At 54.5% G+C, this 18,065-nt stretch carries 18 protein-coding genes, 2 pseudogenes and 1 other annotated feature; of the genes and pseudogenes, 14 read left to right on the forward strand and 6 right to left on the reverse strand.

Going from position 1 to position 18,065, the window contains the following annotated elements; translation table 11 throughout:
* Positions 1–10: 10 nt before the first annotated feature.
* Positions 11–907 carry an RNase RNM gene (gene rnm / locus GEAM_RS09775; RefSeq protein ID WP_034790986.1) on the reverse strand — a complete coding sequence of 299 codons (897 nt, stop codon included), beginning with the start codon at positions 905–907 and terminating at the stop codon, positions 11–13.
* 289 nt (positions 908–1,196) lie between these two features.
* Positions 1,197–1,298, forward strand: a sequence feature (Trp leader region).
* A gap of 44 nt (positions 1,299–1,342) precedes the next feature.
* Here rnm and GEAM_RS09780 point away from each other — a divergent pair.
* The 6 genes and pseudogenes from GEAM_RS09780 (at position 1,343) to GEAM_RS09810 (ending at position 8,476) form a co-directional block, all read left to right on the forward strand.
* Positions 1,343–2,905: an anthranilate synthase component 1 gene (locus GEAM_RS09780; protein WP_034790987.1), complete on the forward strand. Its 1,563-nt coding sequence runs from the start codon at positions 1,343–1,345 to the stop codon at positions 2,903–2,905.
* Position 2,906: 1 nt separating this feature from the next.
* A pseudogene (gene trpD, locus GEAM_RS23430) lies at positions 2,907–4,514 on the forward strand (bifunctional anthranilate synthase glutamate amidotransferase component TrpG/anthranilate phosphoribosyltransferase TrpD).
* 3 nt (positions 4,515–4,517) lie between these two features.
* Positions 4,518–5,882, forward strand: coding sequence for a bifunctional indole-3-glycerol-phosphate synthase TrpC/phosphoribosylanthranilate isomerase TrpF (gene trpCF, locus GEAM_RS09795; RefSeq protein ID WP_034790991.1), 1,365 nt, complete (start codon positions 4,518–4,520; stop codon positions 5,880–5,882).
* Between the two features lie 44 nt (positions 5,883–5,926).
* A complete protein-coding gene (trpB, locus tag GEAM_RS09800) occupies positions 5,927–7,117 on the forward strand; it encodes a tryptophan synthase subunit beta (RefSeq protein WP_034790992.1) in 1,191 nt (396 codons plus the stop codon).
* Positions 7,117–7,923, forward strand: coding sequence for a tryptophan synthase subunit alpha (gene trpA / locus GEAM_RS09805; protein WP_034790994.1), 807 nt, complete (start codon positions 7,117–7,119; stop codon positions 7,921–7,923). The genes trpB and trpA overlap by 1 nt, the downstream gene beginning before the upstream one ends.
* A gap of 238 nt (positions 7,924–8,161) precedes the next feature.
* Positions 8,162–8,476, forward strand: a complete 315-nt coding sequence (locus GEAM_RS09810) for a BON domain-containing protein (RefSeq protein WP_034790995.1) — start codon at positions 8,162–8,164, stop codon at positions 8,474–8,476.
* A gap of 83 nt (positions 8,477–8,559) precedes the next feature.
* Here the strand turns inward: GEAM_RS09810 and ompW are convergent, their stop codons facing one another.
* The gene (gene ompW, locus GEAM_RS09815) at positions 8,560–9,192 is read right to left on the reverse strand and encodes an outer membrane protein OmpW (protein ID WP_034790997.1); all 633 of its coding nucleotides are present in this window, start codon (positions 9,190–9,192) and stop codon (positions 8,560–8,562) included.
* 288 nt (positions 9,193–9,480) lie between these two features.
* Between ompW and GEAM_RS09820 the strand changes: the two genes are divergently transcribed.
* The 4 genes and pseudogenes from GEAM_RS09820 to yciA all read left to right on the forward strand — a co-directional run bounded on the left by GEAM_RS09820 (position 9,481) and on the right by yciA (position 11,879).
* Positions 9,481–9,879: a YkgJ family cysteine cluster protein gene (locus GEAM_RS09820; protein WP_051899469.1), complete on the forward strand. Its 399-nt coding sequence runs from the start codon at positions 9,481–9,483 to the stop codon at positions 9,877–9,879.
* A 102-nt stretch (positions 9,880–9,981) separates the two neighbouring features.
* Positions 9,982–10,734, forward strand: coding sequence for a YciC family protein (locus tag GEAM_RS09825; protein ID WP_034791000.1), 753 nt, complete (start codon positions 9,982–9,984; stop codon positions 10,732–10,734).
* Between the two features lie 96 nt (positions 10,735–10,830).
* Positions 10,831–11,369 (forward strand): annotated as a pseudogene (locus GEAM_RS09830) (septation protein A).
* A gap of 69 nt (positions 11,370–11,438) precedes the next feature.
* Positions 11,439–11,879, forward strand: a complete 441-nt coding sequence (gene yciA, locus GEAM_RS09835) for an acyl-CoA thioester hydrolase YciA (protein ID WP_034791002.1) — start codon at positions 11,439–11,441, stop codon at positions 11,877–11,879.
* A gap of 78 nt (positions 11,880–11,957) precedes the next feature.
* Here the strand turns inward: yciA and GEAM_RS09840 are convergent, their stop codons facing one another.
* Positions 11,958–12,707, reverse strand: a complete 750-nt coding sequence (locus GEAM_RS09840) for an energy transducer TonB (RefSeq protein ID WP_034791004.1) — start codon at positions 12,705–12,707, stop codon at positions 11,958–11,960.
* Between the two features lie 214 nt (positions 12,708–12,921).
* On the opposite strand from GEAM_RS09840, the gene GEAM_RS09845 reads away from it, so the two are divergent.
* Complete coding sequence (locus GEAM_RS09845; protein ID WP_034791005.1) at positions 12,922–13,218, forward strand: YciI family protein; 297 nt, start codon at positions 12,922–12,924, stop codon at positions 13,216–13,218.
* Positions 13,219–13,390: 172 nt separating this feature from the next.
* Positions 13,391–13,552, forward strand: a complete 162-nt coding sequence (locus GEAM_RS23435; RefSeq protein ID WP_218586968.1) for a YnfU family zinc-binding protein — start codon at positions 13,391–13,393, stop codon at positions 13,550–13,552.
* Here the strand turns inward: GEAM_RS23435 and GEAM_RS09850 are convergent, their stop codons facing one another.
* Positions 13,553–13,735: a YciY family protein gene (locus tag GEAM_RS09850; RefSeq protein WP_072009887.1), complete on the reverse strand. Its 183-nt coding sequence runs from the start codon at positions 13,733–13,735 to the stop codon at positions 13,553–13,555.
* 271 nt (positions 13,736–14,006) lie between these two features.
* Here GEAM_RS09850 and cls point away from each other — a divergent pair, with 271 nt between their 5' ends.
* A complete protein-coding gene (cls, locus tag GEAM_RS09855) occupies positions 14,007–15,467 on the forward strand; it encodes a cardiolipin synthase (RefSeq protein WP_034791010.1) in 1,461 nt (486 codons plus the stop codon).
* 71 nt (positions 15,468–15,538) lie between these two features.
* A complete protein-coding gene (locus GEAM_RS09860) occupies positions 15,539–15,862 on the forward strand; it encodes an HI1450 family dsDNA-mimic protein (RefSeq protein WP_013575941.1) in 324 nt (107 codons plus the stop codon).
* Between the two features lie 141 nt (positions 15,863–16,003).
* Here the strand turns inward: GEAM_RS09860 and oppF are convergent, their stop codons facing one another.
* Together oppF and oppD are read right to left on the reverse strand one after the other, a co-directional pair.
* On the reverse strand, positions 16,004–17,041 hold the full coding sequence (gene oppF, locus GEAM_RS09865) for a murein tripeptide/oligopeptide ABC transporter ATP binding protein OppF (protein WP_051899470.1): 1,038 nt from the start codon (positions 17,039–17,041) through the stop codon (positions 16,004–16,006).
* Positions 17,038–18,063, reverse strand: a complete 1,026-nt coding sequence (gene oppD / locus GEAM_RS09870; protein ID WP_034791017.1) for an ABC transporter ATP-binding protein — start codon at positions 18,061–18,063, stop codon at positions 17,038–17,040. Before oppD ends, oppF begins: the two co-directional genes overlap by 4 nt.
* Positions 18,064–18,065: the final 2 nt, after the last annotated feature.

The raw sequence follows: 18,065 nt of genomic DNA on the forward strand, positions 1-18,065 counted from the left end.
CCTTCTTAATTCATTCTGTAATGGTCGCGGTCTGGGTCCAGTCTTTCCACACAGGCTCGACGCCCGCGGGCAGCCAGAGTTTGCGTCCCAGTTCTATCCACGAGCAGGGCTGATGGAAATCAGATCCCTGCGATGCCAGTAAATTATAGTCTCTCGCGAAGGTGGCAAGCTGGGTGCGTTCGTTTGGCCCCTGCTGACACTGTGCCACTTCCATCGCGTCTCCACCCTGCTCGGCAAAGTAGGCTAGAAGCCGTTTTAGCCATTTGGTGGAGAGGTCATAGCGCCCCGGATGGGCGACAACTGCCTGACCGCCGGACTGATGAATTGCTGCAATTGCTTGTTCTATTGTACACCAGTGTGGCGGAACGTAGCCGGTCTTGCCCTTGGCGAGGTACTTTTTGAATACCTGCGCGATGGTGTCGCACTTGCCGATTTCCACCAAATAGCGGGCGAAGTGGGCGCGAGTTACGGCACCGTTTTGCGCCAGACGCAGCGCCCCTTCCCATGCCCCTTCAATGCGGGCTTTCTCTAAGCGGCGGCCCATTTCCTGAGCCCGCTCAATGCGCAATGAAGTCTGCAATGCCAGTAAATCGATCATCGCGGGATGCGTTGGGTCGATGCCCAATCCCACAATATGGATTTCGTGATTTTCCCACAGGGTGGAGATTTCGACGCCATTCACCAGATGCAGCGGCAAATTCTGCGCCGCAATGGCCTGAGCGGCGCGAGCAAGGCCGTCAGTGGTGTCGTGGTCGGTAATAGCCAGTACGCCGACTCGCATCTCTACAGCACGGCTGACCAGCGCCTCGGGCGTCAAATAGCCGTCAGAGGCCGTGGTGTGGCTGTGCAAGTCATAGAGAGTGAAGGCGGAACCGAGCTCTGGCGTTTCTGTGGCAAGTAAAGTCATAAGGTAAGGGTTGTAAACCTGTTGCTGAAAGCGACGGTTATCATAACCCGTTAACCCTTTGCGGTTAACCCTATTGGCCTGAATCAGCCGAGATACTTGGGGATAGCGGCCAAAGCTTGGCTGCCAAATGGCAATTCCTGCGAGAAAGAGTAAAAAGAGGGTTGACTATCGCCTCTCGAACTAGTTTACTAGTACGCAAGTTCACGGCATAACGTGATAACCCTTTTATGCCCGATATATGAAATACGACGCAAGGTATCTGATGATGAATATTTTAATGATTTCTGTACTCAGCTGGTGGCGCCACTTCCCTTCGCGGGCGGTGTGATCACGCATTTCGGTTTACAGACCATGCAGATACCCGAAGCCCGCTGAATGCGGGCTTTTTTATGGCCGTCTTCTTCACCATTTGGTAGAAAAATTTTAGGAACTATCATGACTATTCAAAAACCTCGCTTAGAACTGCTGACAGTACAAGGAAGCTACCGTGGTGACCCGACGGCCATCTTCCACCAGCTTTGCGGCGCTCGCCCGGCAACCCTGTTGCTCGAATCGGCTGACATCAGCAGCAAACAGAATCTGAAAAGCCTGCTGGTTATCGACAGCGCGCTGCGCATCACCGCCCTTGGCAACAAAGTCTCCGTACAGGCACTGACCCCGAACGGCGCGTCCCTGCTGCCGCTGATGGACGCCGCGCTGCCAAACGACGTGCAGAATGAAGTTCGCCCGAACGGCCGCGAGCTGACCTTCCCGGCTATCGACCAGATGCAAGAAGAAGACGCCCGTCTGCGTTCGCGTTCGGTGTTCGACGCCCTGCGCAGCATCCTTGATCTGGTGGAAACACCGGAAGAAGAGCGCGAAGCCATGCTGCTCGGCGGCCTGTTCGCTTACGACTTGGTTGCCGGTTTCGAAGACCTGCCGCAACTGCGCGCCGACCAGCGCTGCCCGGACTTCTGCTTCTATCTGTCCGAAACCTTACTGGTTCTCGATCACCAGAATCGCAGCAGCCGCCTGCAAGCTAGCCTGTTTACGCCGGACAGCGATGAGAAACAGCGCCTGCACGGCCGTCTGGAACAGCTGCAACACCAGCTGCAACTGCCACCGCACGCTATCCCGCACCAAGACGTGACTGACATGCAACTGAGCGTGAATCAGAGCGATGAAGAGTTCGGCGCGGTGGTTGAGAAGATGAAAGAAGGCATTCGTGCCGGTGAAATCTTCCAGGTTGTGCCTTCACGCCGTTTCTCCCTGCCTTGCCCTGCTCCACTGGCGGCCTATGAAACGCTGAAAAACAACAACCCAAGCCCGTACATGTTCTTCATGCAGGACAACGATTTCACCCTGTTCGGCGCATCGCCGGAGAGCGCGCTGAAATATGACGCGACCAACCGCCAGATTGAAATTTACCCGATTGCCGGGACTCGCCCGCGCGGTCGCCGTGCTGACGGTTCGCTGGATAACGATTTGGATAGCCGCATCGAGCTGGAAATGCGTACCGACCACAAAGAGCTGGCCGAGCACCTGATGCTGGTTGACTTGGCGCGTAACGACTTAGCGCGCATCTGTGAGCCGGGCAGCCGTTACGTGGCGGATTTGACCAAGGTTGACCGTTACTCCTTCGTGATGCACTTGGTTTCTCGTGTAGTAGGCACCCTGCGCGCCGATTTAGACGTGCTGCACGCCTATCAGGCGGTCATGAACATGGGCACCCTGACTGGCGCACCAAAAGTTCGTGCTATGCAGTTGATTGCTGGTTCTGAGAAAACCCGTCGCGGCAGCTACGGCGGCGCGGTGGGCTACTTCACGGCGCAGGGTGACTTGGATACCTGCATCGTGATCCGCTCGGCCTATGTCGAAGACGGTATTGCCACCGTACAGGCTGGCGGCGGCGTGGTGCTGGACTCCGTCCCGCAAGCCGAAGCTGATGAAACTCGTAATAAAGCCCGCGCCGTGCTGCGTGCCATCGCCACTGCCCACAATGCCAAAGAGGTGTTCTAAGATGGCCGATATCTTACTGATTGATAACGTAGATTCCTTCACCTACAACTTGGTGGACCAACTGCGCTCCAGCGGCCACAACGTGGTGATTTACCGTAACCAAATTCCTGCTGAGGTGATCATTGAGAAACTCAGCCAGCTGGAAAAACCGGTGCTGATGCTCTCTCCGGGTCCGGGGGCGCCGTCTGAAGCAGGCTGCATGCCTGAGCTGCTGAAACGCCTGCGCGGCCAGCTGCCGATTATCGGCATCTGTCTGGGACATCAGGCGATTGTCGAAACCTACGGCGGCTACGTCGGTCAGGCTGGCGAGATCCTGCACGGTAAAGCCTCTTCTATTACTCATGACAACGAAGGCATGTTCGCCGGGATGAACAACCCGCTGCCAGTTGCCCGCTACCACTCACTGGTTGGCAGCCAGATCCCAGAAGGTCTGGTGGTCAACGCGCGCTACGGCGAGATGGTGATGGCGGTGCGTCATGAAGAAGATCGCGTGTGCGGCTTCCAGTTCCATCCAGAATCAATTTTGACCTCTCAGGGCGCGCGTCTGCTGGAACAGACGCTGGCTTGGGCGTTGGCGTAAGGTGAGGAGCTGATCATGCAAAAACAAACTATTTCCGGCATCCTCGAAAATCTGTATCGCGCTCAGGTGATGACGCAGGAGGAGAGCCAGCAGCTGTTTACCGCCATTGTGAATGGTGAACTTGAACCCGCGCAGTTAGCCGCAGCGCTTATCAGTATGAAAGTGCGCGGCGAGCAACCGGCAGAAATTGCCGGGGCTGCTCAAGCGCTGTTAGCCAACGCCGAGCCTTTCCCGCGCCCGGATTACGCTTTTGCTGACATCGTCGGCACCGGCGGCGACGGCACCAACAGCATCAATATTTCGACCGCCAGCGCCTTTGTGGCAGCGGCCTGTGGTATCCGCGTGGCGAAGCACGGCAACCGTAGCGTGTCGAGCCGCTCTGGCTCTTCCGACCTGCTGGCGGCCTTTGGCATCCAGTTAGATATGTCAGCAGAGAAATCCCGCGCCGCGCTGGACGACTTGGGCATCTGCTTCTTGTTCGCGCCGCAGTACCACACCGGTTTTCGCCACGCGATGCCGGTGCGCAAGGCGCTGAAAACCCGCACCCTGTTCAACGTGCTGGGGCCGCTTATCAACCCTGCGCGTCCGCCGCTGGCGCTGATTGGTGTTTACAGCCCTGAGCTGGTTCGCCCAATAGCTGAAACCCTGCGCACCTTGGGTTATCAACGTGCCGCAGTGGTTCACGGCGCCGGGATGGATGAAGTGGCGATCCACGCAGCGACGCAAGTGGCCGAGTTGAAAGATGGCGAAATCACCACTTATGAGCTGACCCCGCAGGACTTCGGACTTGACAATTACCCTATCGAAGCCCTGCTGGGCGGCGAGCCGGAAGAAAATCGTGACATTCTGGCACGCTTGCTACAAGGTAAAGGCGACCCGGCGCACGAAGCCGCCGTGGCGGTAAATGTCGCCATGCTGCTGCGCCTTTTTGGTCAGGAAGATTTAAAGCAAAATGCGCAACAGGCGCTAGAAGTGATTCGCAGCGGAGCCGCCTATCAGCGCGTCACCGCACTGGCAGCAAGAGGATAAGTCATGCAGAAGGAAACCGTGCTTAACAAGATTGTTGCTGATAAAGCAATTTGGGTTGCAGCACGTAAAGAACAGCAACCTCTGGCGAGTTTTCAAAACGAGATAAAGCCCAGCGAGCGCAACTTTTACGACGCACTGCAAGGGGCAAGAACCGCGTTCATCCTTGAGTGCAAAAAGGCGTCCCCTTCTAAGGGCACCATTCGCGACAACTTTGACCCGGTAGAGATTGCTGGCGTCTATAAAGACCACGCGTCCGCCATTTCGGTGTTGACCGATGAGAAGTATTTTCAGGGCAGCTTTGATTTCCTGCCGCTGGTGAGCAACGCCGTGACGCAGCCGGTATTGTGCAAAGACTTCATCATCGACCCTTATCAAATTTATCTGGCCCGCTATTATCAGGCGGATGCCATTTTGCTGATGCTTTCTGTGCTCAGCGACGAGCAGTATGTCCAGTTGTCCGCCGTGGCGCACAGCCTGAAGCTGGGTATTCTGACCGAAGCCAGTAATGAAGAAGAGTTAGACCGCGCCGTGCAGCTGAAAGCGCGTGTGGTGGGTATCAACAACCGTGACCTGCGCGACCTGTCGATTGACCTTGATCGCACTCGCCAGCTGGCACCGCGCGTGCCGCACGGCGTGACGGTGATCAGCGAATCCGGCATTAACACTTATGGCCAAATTCGCGAGTTGAGCCGCTTCGCCAATGGCTTCCTGATTGGCAGCGCGCTGATGTCCGAACCTGACCTGAGTGCCGCGGTGCGCCGCGTGACTTTAGGCGATAATAAGGTGTGTGGCCTGACTCGTCCGCAGGACGCCTCGGTCGCCCATCAGGCAGGAGCCATTTACGGCGGATTGATCTTCGTCGAAGCCTCGCCGCGCTACGTCACGCTGGATAAAGCCCTCGACGTGCAGGCCGGCGCGCCACTGAAATATGTCGGCGTGTTCCGCGACCACGCGCCAGACAGCGTGGCCGACATCGCTAAAAATTTACAACTCGCCGCCGTTCAACTGCACGGCAGCGAAGACCAGAGCTACATCGACAGCCTGCGCCCGCTTCTTCCGGCAGAGTGCCAGATTTGGAAAGCGTTGAGCGTCAAAGAGACTATGCCAGCGCGCGAACTGAATCATGTCGACCGCTATGTGCTCGACAACGGCAAAGGCGGCACGGGCCAGCGTTTTGACTGGAGCAAGCTGGCCGGGCAGGACCTGAGCAACGTTTTATTAGCCGGTGGGCTAGGCGCGGATAACTGCGTTGAAGCCGCCCAGCTAGGCTGCGCGGGGCTGGATTTCAACTCCGGCGTCGAACGCGAGCCGGGCATCAAAGATGCTGACAAGATAACTGCGGTATTCCAGACGTTACGGGCTTATTAATCTCCCCGTGACGATGAAAAAATTGACAGACAGGATGGAATAACATGACTTTACTAAATCCCTACTTCGGCGAATTCGGCGGTATGTACGTTCCGCAGATTTTGATGCCCGCTCTTACCCAATTAGAAGAAGCCTTTGTCAGCGCCCAGCGTGACCCGGAGTTTCAGGCCGCGTTTATCGACCTGTTGAAGAACTACGCGGGTCGCCCGACTGCCCTGACTCTGTGTAAGAACCTGACCGCCGGTACCAACACCAAGTTGTACCTCAAGCGTGAAGATTTGCTGCATGGCGGCGCGCACAAAACTAACCAAGTGCTGGGGCAGGCTCTGCTGGCTAAGCGCATGGGCAAAACTGAGATCATCGCAGAAACCGGCGCGGGTCAACACGGCGTGGCTTCGGCGCTGGCCTGTGCCCTACTCGGCCTAAAATGCCGCATCTACATGGGTGCCAAAGACATTGAGCGCCAGTCACCAAACGTGTTCCGTATGCGTTTGATGGGTGCGGAAGTCATTCCAGTACACAGCGGCTCCTCCACGCTGAAAGATGCGTGTAACGAGGCACTGCGCGACTGGTCTGGCAGCTATGAAACCGCGCACTACATGCTCGGCACGGCGGCAGGCCCGCACCCTTACCCAACCATCGTGCGTGAATTCCAGCGCATGATTGGCGAAGAAACCAAGGCGCAGATGCTTGAGCGCGAAGGTCGCCTACCAGACGCGGTGATTGCCTGCGTGGGCGGCGGTTCCAACGCTATCGGCATGTTCGCTGACTTCATCGATGAAACCACCGTTAAGCTGATTGGCGTTGAGCCAGCGGGTCTGGGGATTGAAACCGGGCAGCACGGCGCACCGCTGAAACACGGCCACGTGGGGATCTATTTCGGCATGAAAGCCCCGATGATGCAGACTTCAGAAGGCCAAATCGAAGAGTCTTACTCGATTTCTGCCGGTCTGGACTTCCCATCCGTCGGCCCGCAGCACGCCTTCCTGAACAGCATTGGCCGTGCCGACTATGTTTCAATTACTGATGATGAAGCACTGGACGCGTTCAAAGAGCTGTCGCGCAGCGAAGGTATCATCCCAGCGCTTGAGTCTTCTCACGCTCTGGCTTATGCCCTGAAACTGATCAAAGAGACGCCGCAGAAAGAACAAATTCTGGTGGTTAACCTTTCTGGCCGTGGTGATAAAGACATCTTTACGGTTCACGACATCCTGTCCGCGCGGGGAGAAATCTAATGGAACGTTATCAACAATTATTTAAGCGTCTGGAAAGCAAAAAAGAAGGCGCTTTCGTTCCCTTCGTGACGCTGGGCGATCCGGGTGTAGAGCTGTCGCTGTCTATCATTGATACGCTGATTGAAGCCGGTGCCGACGCCTTAGAGTTGGGCATTCCCTTCTCTGATCCACTGGCCGACGGCCCGACCATTCAGGGCGCTAACCTGCGCGCTTTCGCCGCCGGTGTGACGCCAACGCAGTGCTTTGGCATGCTGCAACGCATCCGTGAAAAGCACCCGGATATCCCGATTGGCCTGCTGATGTACGCCAATCTGGTGTTCCACAACGGCATTGATACTTTCTATCAGCGCTGCGCCGAAGTGGGCGTGGACTCGGTGCTGGTCGCCGACGTGCCATTTGAAGAGTCAGCGCCATTCCGTGCAGCAGCCATGCGCCACGGCATTGCGCCCATCTTCATCTGCCCGCCAAACGCTTCAGATGACCTGCTGCGCGAGATCTCTTCTCACGGCCGTGGCTACACCTATCTGCTGTCACGCGCGGGCGTTACGGGTACAGAGAAACGCGGTCTGCTGCCATTGAACCACTTGGTCGATAAGCTGCGTGAATACAACGCGGCTCCGCCACTGCAAGGCTTCGGTATCTCCGAACCTTCACAAGTGAAAGAGACGCTGGCCGCTGGCGCAGCTGGCGCTATCTCCGGCTCTGCTACCGTGCGCATCATCGAGAACAATGTCCACCAGCCGTCCGAAATGCTGGCACAGCTCTCGCGCTTCACCAGTGAAATGAAAGCCGCCACCCGCGCTTAAGTCATTTCCCACTTTTTAGAAGCCCAAGGCCTTATCTGTTTGCGCGGATAAGGCCTTGTTTCTTTATGGGTAAAATGAGGCGGAATGTGCTTTTTTAGCGTGGTGGATTTGTATATCCCGCGACCTTAAACCACAATCATACTACCCGCAGGATCAGTTCGGTTTTAGTGACCGCGCGGGAAGTGCGCGTTATGAATGATAAATGGTGAGTTTCAAACCTAGCATGGAGAGTTATTTTATGAAGCTATTCAAGACTTTGTCGGCATTTTGCATGGCAGCGGTGGTGGTAATGTCCGTTGCGGCCTGTGCGCCAACACAGAAATCTGAAGGGACTGGCGGATATATCGACGACACCGTGGTCACCACTAAAGTTAAGTCTGCACTGTTAGCTGACAAAAACATTAAATCTCGTGAAATCAGCGTGGAAACCTTCAAAGGCCGCGTGCAGTTGAGTGGCTTTGTGACCTCAACGGCTGAGGCGAATCGCGCAGTAGAAGTGACGCGTGGCGTGGCGGGTGTGAAATCTATCGAAAATGATACCCGGGTAAAATAACCCGAGTTTTAATGCACCACGTCAAACATCATAGAGGCGCCGAGAGCGCCTCTTTTTTTGGATATTCACACCAGACCGATTGATTAGAAACGATAACCCGCGGCGAACATAAATACCCAAGGGTCGATGCGCGTATGGATTGACTGGTCTTCCCCTGCCGCTTTGAATTTGATGTCAGTGTCGATGTCCATCCACCAGACCGACATGTTCAGCAGCCAGTTGTCGTTCAGGTTGTAATCCATCCCGACCTGCGTCGCCACGCCCCACGAGTCTTTAACACTCAAATCTGACAATCCGGCATCGCGCCCGGTTTGGTTGAAATCAGCATCATAGAAAGTGGTGTAGTTGACGCCTAGACCGACATAAGGACGCAGTTTGTCCTGACGGTCGCCAAAGTAGTATTGCGCCATTAATGAAGGAGGCAGCTGTTTCACTTCAGCAATGGTGCCGGTGCTGTTCAGGCCGACTTTGTGCTTGAAAGGCGTGGCGCCCAGTAACTCCACCCCAATGTTGTCGGTGAACATATACCCCAGCGTTAACCCCATCTGAGTATTGTTATCAATGTTGAACGATCCCAGACCCATTACGTTGTCAGACCCTTCGGTCGGACGTACCGTTGCGGTACCAACGCGGAAAATGATATCTCCAGCCTGATTGGCACTGGCGATTGACGGCAAAGCTGCCGCCGCGAGAAGAACCCAAGATGCTGCTTTCATATCCATTCCCTTTGTGTGGATTTATAACCAGCACGAATATACCTATTCTGGGTTAGGTATTGATCCGTGTCGGATCACATCTTTAAATGATTTATTAAGAAAATGCATCCCTAGCAATTCATTCTAAACTATTAAAAAACAAGGAATTGATCTAGATCAAAAACGGCCCCTCATCCGCTACCTCTCAACCTTGATAAATATCTATTGCTTAAAAAAAATGGCCTGAGTAATTTGCTTGCTCCTAGGTTGGTTTTGGGTCAGTGCCGTAAGGAGTCGGTGGCTTCCAAGATGAGCGAAATTAACAATCCCTGTGTTTCTTGTGGCGCGTGCTGCGCTTATTTCCGCGTTTCCTTTTATTGGGCTGAATCTGAAGAAGCCGGTGGCGTCGTCCCGCAAGCTTTGACGGAGCAAGTCACTCCTTTTCTAAGTTGTATGCAAGGCACCAACAGTAAATCTCCGCGCTGCGTGGCGTTGGAGGGTGAAATTGGCCAGTCTGTGTCTTGTTCTATCTATCTGAATCGCCCGACGCCCTGCCGAGAGTTCGACCAATCGGGTTTGAACGGCATCGGCAACGAATCCTGTGACCGCGCGCGGGCCAAATATGGTTTGCCGCCGCTGGAAATAGAGATCCCTATGCCACTGGTCGCCGCCGCAATGGCAACTCCCCTCACTTATCACGTCGATTGATAAGAAATCAGTGAGATAACCTATGGCGGGGTGCCACCTGTCCACATTACAGGGTACAATCCCCGCCTGATTGTCTTTTGATTATTTTGCCAAGGAGCGTTCATGCCTATCGCGGCCAATACCTTGTACCGTGACAGTTTCAATTTCCTGCGTAATCAGTTCACCAGCATCCTGCTGTTGGCGTTGCTGACCGCGCTGATCACCGTCATTTTGAATCAGATTTTCACTCCGAGCGCTGAGCAACTCAGCCTGCTGAGTGCTAACAGCGATGATTTGTCCGGTACCGCAGGCATGAGCCTTCAGGAACTTATCCAGAACATGTCGCCTGAGCAGCAGATGGTGCTGTTGAAAGTCTCCGGCGCGGCCACCTTCTCGGCGCTGGTCGGCAATGTGCTGTTAGTGGGCGGCATGCTGACGCTGATTCAGATGGTGTCCAGCGGGATGCGCACCAGCGCCCTGCGCTCAATTGGTGCTTCCACCCCAATCCTGCCTCGCCTGCTGGGCCTGATGCTGCTCTGTACCCTGCTGGTGCAGTTGGGTATCACCCTGTTTGTGGTGCCGGGCGTGCTGATCGCAGTGGCGGTTTCGCTGTCGCCGGTGATTAGCAGCGTCGAAAGAATGGGCGTGTTTAAGTCGATTAAAGTCAGCAGCAAGCTGGCCTTTAGCAATGCGCGTCTGGTGCTGCCAGCGATTATGTTCTGGCTGGCTGCCAAGATGCTGGTGTTGCTGGCGGTGAGCCATCTGAGCGCCCTGCCAACCATGGCAGCGACCATCGTGTTAAGTACGTTGAGCAACCTGATTTCAGCTTTCCTGCTGATCTACCTGTTCCGTCTGTACTCGAAGTTGCGTGCCTAATCTCGGCGATGACAAAAGGGTGCTCTGGCGCCCTTTTCTTTTGTCGAAGAAATGATTCCGGTATAGTCAAACCCTACATTAGATATGGAATGAAGTATGAAGCAGCTCCTCGATTTTCTTCCCCTGGTGGTTTTTTTGTTTTTTATAAGCTTTACGACATTTACTACGCGTCCGGTGCGCTGATTGTTGCCACCGCTCTTGCGCTGATTTTCACTTGGATTAAATACCGTAAAGTGGAGAAGATGACGCTGATCACCTTCGCCATGGTGGCCATTTTCGGCACCCTGACATTGGTCTTCCATAATGACGAATTCATTAAATGGAAAGTGACGGTGATTTACGTTCTGTTCTCCGGCGCGCTGCTGGTTAGCCAGTTGATCCTGAAAAAGCCGCTGATTCAACGCATGCTGGGCAAAGAACTGACGCTGCCGGATCATGTCTGGAATAAGCTGAACGTCAGTTGGGCCATCTTCTTCCTGCTGTGCGGTTTAGCAAATATTTACGTTGCGTTCTGGTTACCGCAAGAAGTATGGGTTAACTTCAAAGTGTTCGGCCTGACCGTGCTCACGCTGGTCTTTACCCTGCTGAGTGGGGTCTACATCTACCGGCATATGCCGGATGAAGAAAAAAAATAAGCATTCTCCTGCATGGGTCTTTCTGGTTGAAAGACCTTAATTTTGATTAATTCAGTGTGAAGCAACTCAATGAACGAAAAACATAGCTTACCTAATGGTGAAATGGTGTTGCGTACACTGGCTATGCCAGCGGATACCAACGCTAACGGTGATATTTTTGGTGGATGGCTGATGTCACAGATGGACATGGGCGGCGCTATTCAGGCGAAGGAAATCGCTAAAGGCCGCGTGGTGACTGTCCGTGTTGACGGCATGACGTTTCTCAAGCCCGTTGCTGTAGGTGATGTCGTATGTTGCTACGCGCGTTGTATTCGAACTGGGAACAGTTCGATCACCATCAATGTGGAAGTGTGGGTGAAGAAGGTCTCTTCTGAGCCGATTGGTCAGCGCTACCGCGCCACCGAGGCCGTGTTTACCTACGTGGCGGTCGATGACGAAGGTAAGTCGCGCAAGCTGCCGGATGGCAGAAGCAACTTCAGCGTGGACTCTGACGGCGTGTCGCAAGACTAAGCCGCCGGTTTTAAGCCGCGCCATAAAGCAAAAGGTCGCCCTCGAAGGCGACCTTTTTGTTTTCACCCAGTGAAAATCTTACTCGACGGATGACCCGCCGTTGATTTTGAACACCAGGTTTACCACCAGATTGTTGGCAGCTTTCGGCTCATAGCGCCATTTGCGCATCGCCTGTTTCACTTCGCGTTCAAACATATTGCGCGGCTCGGCGGACAGAATGCGGATGTTATCCACCCGACCGTCGCTGTCGACGTCAAACTGCACGCGAACGCGCCCTTCTATCTGTAACGCGAAGGCTCGGGCCGGATACTGTGGCTTAGAGCGATCTAACGGGCGCGGCCCGCTGCTGGCACTTGGCGTGGACTGCGCTGGCGGCTGGGCCGCGGGCTTGACGTCCGGCTTGCTGTTGTTGAACGGCGACGCGTCATCAGTGACTTTCGGCTTATCAACCTTCTGCACCGGCTTCTCAACAGGTTTAACTTTTGGCTTCGGCTTCTCAACCGGCTTTTTGACCGGCTTAGGTTTTGGCTTTGGCTCAGGAAGTGCGACGGCCTCTGGCGGCGGTGGCGGCTCAGGCTTCACTTCTGGCTCGGGTTCAGGTTCGGGCTCTGGCTCCGGTTGCGGCTGAATCTGTGGTTTCGGCGGCGGAGCGAAATCCGCTGGGTTCACCATAGTGACGCTCATGACCTGCTGCTCTTGTTTGGGCAGTGTTACGGCGTCTTTCATGGTGACATAAAGCAAGGTGCCAATAACCGCGCTGTGGAAGGCGACAGAAAATACCAGTGGCAGTGTGACCTTGCGAACAAATCTAAACTTTTTTAGCGGCATAATGAGTCTGTTTCCCCGTGAAGCCGCAAGTTTAAATGCAAATAGCAATCATATTCAACACCGCAATGACAACTATTCTCAAATCAAAGCTGAATTGATCCAACGCAAAGCACTTTCCTACGACTACGGGTTTCGCTATGGTGTTAACACCTGCCGTGATGACAGGCATTTTCGCGTTATTCCCTGTTAAAGCTAATGATTTTAAAGGTGATGCATGCTCTATGTAATTTATTCTGAAGATGTACCCGACTCTTTGGAAAAACGTGCCGCTGCGCGTCCTGCACACGTCGAACGTCTGCAAAAGCTTCATGATGAAGGCCGTGTGATCGTCGCTGGCCCAACGCCTGCGATTGATAGCGCAGATCCGGGCGCGGCAGGTATGTCAGGTTCCGTGGTTATCATTGAATTTGAAACCCTGAAAGATGCCCAGACTTGGGCCGATGCAGACCCTTATGTCGCCGCTGGGGTCTATAAGAGCGTGACCGTGAAGCCGTTTAAGCGCGTTTTCTAATTCCGCACTTATTTACCCGCAATTAATTCCCCGCGCTATAAATGACAAAGGCCACTCATGTGGCCTATTTTTTTGCGGGTACTCTGGGATATGTCATAGACGCAAAAGCAATCACAGTGCGCGAGCCGTTGCTGTGATAGACTGCTTTCCCCTACCCCAGAGGTAAGCTCTTATGTCATTCTTCGACGGATTGAAGTTTCTTTCTAGCCAGAAAACCAAAGTCACCTGCCCGGAATGCAAAGCAGTGAGTGAACAGATGAGCACCAAAGTGCGCAAGAACTCAACGCTGGTCTGCCCTAAATGCGGTGCTTTATTTCAGCCGAAATCACAGTGATCACGAACGCCATTCGTAAGTAACGGCATATAAAGAAAGACGTTGATGTTGCTGGTGGTGGATCTGCCGAATGCGGTAGATGTGGCGATAACGTCTTGATTGACCTTCCAGCCAGCGGCTTCTGCGGCGCTGAGACTGGCGTAGCATGCGCCAGCGACCAACTTCATTCTTACTACGTTTCATGCACATTGTTCCCGTTGACAACTTTCCCTGCGTTTTAAAACGCAGAATGCGTGCACATTATAGGCCGATGAAATTGTGATCCAAGCCCTGTTTCACCCTAATGTGTCAGTTATCAGCTACCCTTGATGACAATCAGATGAAATTCACGGTTTCTGATAATGATTTCAGAGGTAGCTGATTGATTGAAAGGTTTAAATTCGTTAAAAAGTTTCCCCTTTCATCGACTCTGCGTACACTCTCTCAACGGCTCGCGAACAGGACTTTTCGCCCAATGACAACTTTTTATGCGGTAATTAGCTGGCTTCTTATTTTTGGCTACTGGTTACTGATTGCCGGCGTGACGCTGCGCATTTTAATGAAGCGCCGCGCGGTGCCTTCGGCTATGGCATGGCTGCTAATCATCTATATTATTCCGCTGGTTGGAATTATTGCTTACCTGTCGTTTGGCGAACTGCATCTCGGGAAACGCCGTGCAGAGCGCGCCAAGGCAATGTGGCCTTCTACCGCACGCTGGCTGAATGACCTCAAAGGCTGTCACCGAATTTTCGCCACCGAAAATAGCGAGATTGCCAGCTCACTGTTCCAGCTTTGCGAACGCCGTCAGGGCATCGCGGGGGTGAAAGGTAATCAGCTGCAACTGCTGACCACCAGCGACGACACCCTGCACGCCATGATGCGTGACATCGAGCTGGCGCGGCATAACATCGAGATGGTGTTTTACATCTGGCAGCCCGGCGGTTTGGTTGACCAAGTGGCTGAATCCCTGATGGCGGCCTCGCGCCGCGGCATTCATTGCCGCCTGATGCTCGACTCCGCGGGCAGCGTGGCCTTCTTCCGCAGCCCTTATCCCGCCATGATGCGCAATGCCGGGATTGAAGTGGTCGAGGCGCTGAAGGTCAGCCTGTGGCGTGTCTTCTTACGCCGCATGGACTTGCGCCAGCACCGTAAAGTGGTGCTGATTGACAACTACGTGGCATACACCGGCAGCATGAACATGGTCGATCCGCGCTATTTCAAGCAGGACGCGGGCGTGGGCCAGTGGGTCGATTTGATGGCGCGTATGGAAGGCCCGGTCGCCACCACCATGGGTATCGTCTACTCCTGCGACTGGGAAATCGAAACCGGCAAACGCATTCTGCCGCCGGAGCCTGACGTCAATCAGATGCCGTTTGAGCAAGAGAGCGGCCACACCATTCAGGTTATCGCCTCCGGTCCGGGCTTCCCTGAGGATATGATTCATCAGGCGCTGCTCACCGCCTCCTATTCGGCGCGCGAGCAGTTGGTGATGACCACCCCTTACTTCGTGCCGAGTGACGATTTGCTGCATGCGATTTGTACCGCAGCCCAGCGCGGCGTTGACGTCAGCATCGTGATGCCGATGAAGAACGACTCGATGATGGTTGGCTGGGCCAGCCGCGCCTTCTTCAACGAGCTGCTGGAAGCCGGTGTGAAGATTTACCAGTTCGAAGATGGTTTGCTGCATACCAAGAGCATTTTGGTCGACGGCCAGCTGAGTCTGGTAGGCACCGTGAACCTTGATATGCGCAGCCTGTGGCTGAATTTCGAAATCACGCTGGTAATTGATGATGATGGTTTTGGCAACGATTTGGCGCAGGTTCAGGCTGATTATATCGCCCGTTCGCACCTGCTGGACGTCGAGGCTTGGTTAAAACGCCCATTCTGGCATCGCATTATTGAACGGCTGTTCTACTTTTTCAGCCCGCTGCTGTAAAAGCCGCAGCGAGAATGTTCTAATAGCGCGAGACACACTTTTACTGATTAACATTTATTGATGGGAACGTTATGGATTTAAATAACCGCCTGACCGAAGACGAAACCCTTGAGCAAGCCTACGACATTTTTCTGGAACTGGCGGGCGACAATCTCGATCCGGCGGATATCTTGATCTTCAATCTGCAATTTGAAGAACGCGGCGGCGCCGAGCTGTATGACCCAGCCGAAGATTGGGTTGAGCACGTCGATTTCGACCTGAACCCGGACTTCTTCGCCGAAGTGGTTATCGGGCTGGCCGATGCTGAAGATCAGCCAATTAATGATATTTTCGCGCGCGTTCTGCTGTGCCGCGAAAAAGACCACAAGCTGTGCCATATTTTGTGGAAAGAATAATCCTCCTGCATCCTTCAACCTGACTCGGCGTTGGCTGCCGGCTTGATTCAGGTCGAATGATTTTGGGTATGCAGTTAATTTATAAAAAGAAAAACCTGCCAATGGCAGGTTTTTTTATGCTTCAACACTGACGCCAGTGGCTTAGAGCGGGTCCACTTTCAAGCAAGAGACGGCGTGGCGGAAGCTGCCTTCCAGCAGTGGGCGAGTTACCGCGCACTCTGGGCCAGCAATCGGGCAGCGGGTGCGGAACACGCAGCCTGACGGCGGGTTGATTGGCGACGGCAAGTCCCCTTCCAACAGCTGAATCACTTTATTGCGCTCTTTGTCTGGATCTGGCACCGGCACGGCTGACATCAATGCGCGGGTGTAAGGGTGCTGAGGATTGTGGTAAACCTCATCGTAAGTCCCTAACTCCACGGCGTGACCGAGGTACATCACCAGCACGCGGTCGGAGATGTGTTTCACCACAGCCAAGTCGTGCGCGATGAAGATCAGCGACAGGCCCATCTCACGCTGCAAGTCTTGCAGCAGGTTAACCACCTGTGCCTGAATCGACACGTCGAGTGCAGAAACCGGCTCGTCACAGATAATCAGTTTCGGCTCGAGGATCAGCGCACGGGCGATACCAATACGCTGACACTGGCCGCCGGAGAACTCGTGCGGGTAACGGTTGATCAGGTTTGGCAGCAGGCCAACCTTCAGCATCATCGCCTTCACTTTCTCTTTAACCTGAGAGCGAGGCATTTTCGGATGATAGGTTTTCAGCGGCTCAGCAATGATTTCGCCGATAGTCATACGCGGGTTAAGCGATGCCAGCGGGTCCTGAAAAATCATCTGGATATCGCTACGGGTGTGTTGCCACTCCGCCGCAGACATGCCCAGCAGGTCTTTACCCAACCACGCCACTTTGCCGTCGGTGGCTTTCACCAGACCGATAATGGCGCGGGCGAAGGTCGATTTACCGCAGCCTGACTCGCCTACTACGCCCAGAGTTTCCCCTTCGTAGAGACGTAGCGTCACGCCATCAACCGCTTTCAGGGTTTTGGACGGCTGCCAGAACCACTGTTTGCCATCTTTGATATCAAAGTGGACTTTTAAATCAGCCACTTCCAGCAGAACTTTTTTGTCTGGTGGCGCTTCGTGCTTAGACGGGCTGTGAATTACTGTGTGATCTGTCATACCAACTCCTCAACCGGCTTAAAGCAGGCGCGCAAACGCCCTTCACCGAAACGCTCCAGCGGAGGTGCGGTGTTACAGATTTCCATCGCGTGCTGGCAGCGAGGCTGGAATGGGCAGCCTTTAGGCAAGCGCAGCAGGTTTGGCGGGTTACCGGCAATGGTGGTCATCATGCCACCCTCGGAATCCAAACGAGGAACGGCATTAAGCAGGCCGATGGAGTACGGGTGAGACGGCTGGTAGAACACGTCGCGCGCCTGACCATATTCCATGGTGCGCCCGGCATACATCACCAGCACTTTGTCACAGATCCCAGCGACCACGCCCAGATCATGGGTGATCATGATGATGGCGGTGTTGAACTCGCTTTTCAGCTCATTCAGCAGGGTCATGATCTGCGCCTGAACGGTCACGTCCAGTGCGGTAGTCGGTTCGTCGGCAATCAGCAGTTTTGGACGGCACAGCAGCGCCATCGCAATCATCACGCGCTGGCGCATACCGCCAGAGAACTCGTGCGGGAACATCTTCATGCGCTTGCGCGCTTCAGGCATTTTTACCGCGTCGAGCATGCGTACAGACTCATCGAAGGCTTCACGACGGCTCATGTGCTTGTGCAGCATCAGGACTTCCATCAACTGCTCGCCAACACGCATGTACGGGTTCAGCGAGGTCATTGGGTCCTGGAAAATCATCGAAATCTGCTCGGCACGCAGCTTGTTCAGCTCGCGTGGCGGCAGGTTGAGGATTTCACGGCCATTAAATTTAGCCGAACCGCCGATGCGGCCGTTGCTGGCCAGCAGCCCCATCAGCGCGAACGCGGTCTGAGATTTACCCGAGCCGGACTCGCCCACGATGCCCAATGTTTCACCGGCGCGCAGGTCGAAGTTCAGGTCGTTAACCGCCGTCACGTCGCCGTCTGGCGTGCCGAAAGTGACGCGCAGGTCTTTCACATCAAGCAGGATTGGCGGCACTTTGCCGTCAACGGACGCCGATGACGCCAACGTTGTATGTTCAATGGTGCTCATGA

The sequence above is a fragment of the Ewingella americana ATCC 33852 genome, assembly GCF_000735345.1.
Lineage (GTDB): Bacteria > Pseudomonadota > Gammaproteobacteria > Enterobacterales > Enterobacteriaceae > Ewingella > Ewingella americana.

Excerpts from the sequence above, each read along its gene's own strand:
- GEAM_RS09810 (WP_034790995.1), top strand. The coding sequence starts at position 8,162 with ATGAAGCTATTCAAGACTTTGTCGGCATTTTGCATGGCAGCGGTGGTG.
- ompW (WP_034790997.1), bottom strand. The coding sequence starts at position 9,192 with ATGAAAGCAGCATCTTGGGTTCTTCTCGCGGCGGCAGCTTTGCCGTCA.
- trpB (WP_034790992.1), top strand. The coding sequence starts at position 5,927 with ATGACTTTACTAAATCCCTACTTCGGCGAATTCGGCGGTATGTACGTT.
- rnm (WP_034790986.1), bottom strand. The coding sequence starts at position 907 with ATGACTTTACTTGCCACAGAAACGCCAGAGCTCGGTTCCGCCTTCACT.
- trpA (WP_034790994.1), top strand. The coding sequence starts at position 7,117 with ATGGAACGTTATCAACAATTATTTAAGCGTCTGGAAAGCAAAAAAGAA.
- oppD (WP_034791017.1), bottom strand. The coding sequence starts at position 18,063 with ATGAGCACCATTGAACATACAACGTTGGCGTCATCGGCGTCCGTTGAC.
- GEAM_RS09860 (WP_013575941.1), top strand. The coding sequence starts at position 15,539 with ATGGATTTAAATAACCGCCTGACCGAAGACGAAACCCTTGAGCAAGCC.
- GEAM_RS09825 (WP_034791000.1), top strand. The coding sequence starts at position 9,982 with ATGCCTATCGCGGCCAATACCTTGTACCGTGACAGTTTCAATTTCCTG.
- GEAM_RS23435 (WP_218586968.1), top strand. The coding sequence starts at position 13,391 with ATGTCATTCTTCGACGGATTGAAGTTTCTTTCTAGCCAGAAAACCAAA.
- GEAM_RS09840 (WP_034791004.1), bottom strand. The coding sequence starts at position 12,707 with ATGCCGCTAAAAAAGTTTAGATTTGTTCGCAAGGTCACACTGCCACTG.
- GEAM_RS09850 (WP_072009887.1), bottom strand. The coding sequence starts at position 13,735 with ATGAAACGTAGTAAGAATGAAGTTGGTCGCTGGCGCATGCTACGCCAG.
- yciA (WP_034791002.1), top strand. The coding sequence starts at position 11,439 with ATGAACGAAAAACATAGCTTACCTAATGGTGAAATGGTGTTGCGTACA.
- GEAM_RS09780 (WP_034790987.1), top strand. The coding sequence starts at position 1,343 with ATGACTATTCAAAAACCTCGCTTAGAACTGCTGACAGTACAAGGAAGC.
- trpCF (WP_034790991.1), top strand. The coding sequence starts at position 4,518 with ATGCAGAAGGAAACCGTGCTTAACAAGATTGTTGCTGATAAAGCAATT.
- GEAM_RS09820 (WP_051899469.1), top strand. The coding sequence starts at position 9,481 with ATGAGCGAAATTAACAATCCCTGTGTTTCTTGTGGCGCGTGCTGCGCT.
- cls (WP_034791010.1), top strand. The coding sequence starts at position 14,007 with ATGACAACTTTTTATGCGGTAATTAGCTGGCTTCTTATTTTTGGCTAC.
- oppF (WP_051899470.1), bottom strand. The coding sequence starts at position 17,041 with ATGACAGATCACACAGTAATTCACAGCCCGTCTAAGCACGAAGCGCCA.
- GEAM_RS09845 (WP_034791005.1), top strand. The coding sequence starts at position 12,922 with ATGCTCTATGTAATTTATTCTGAAGATGTACCCGACTCTTTGGAAAAA.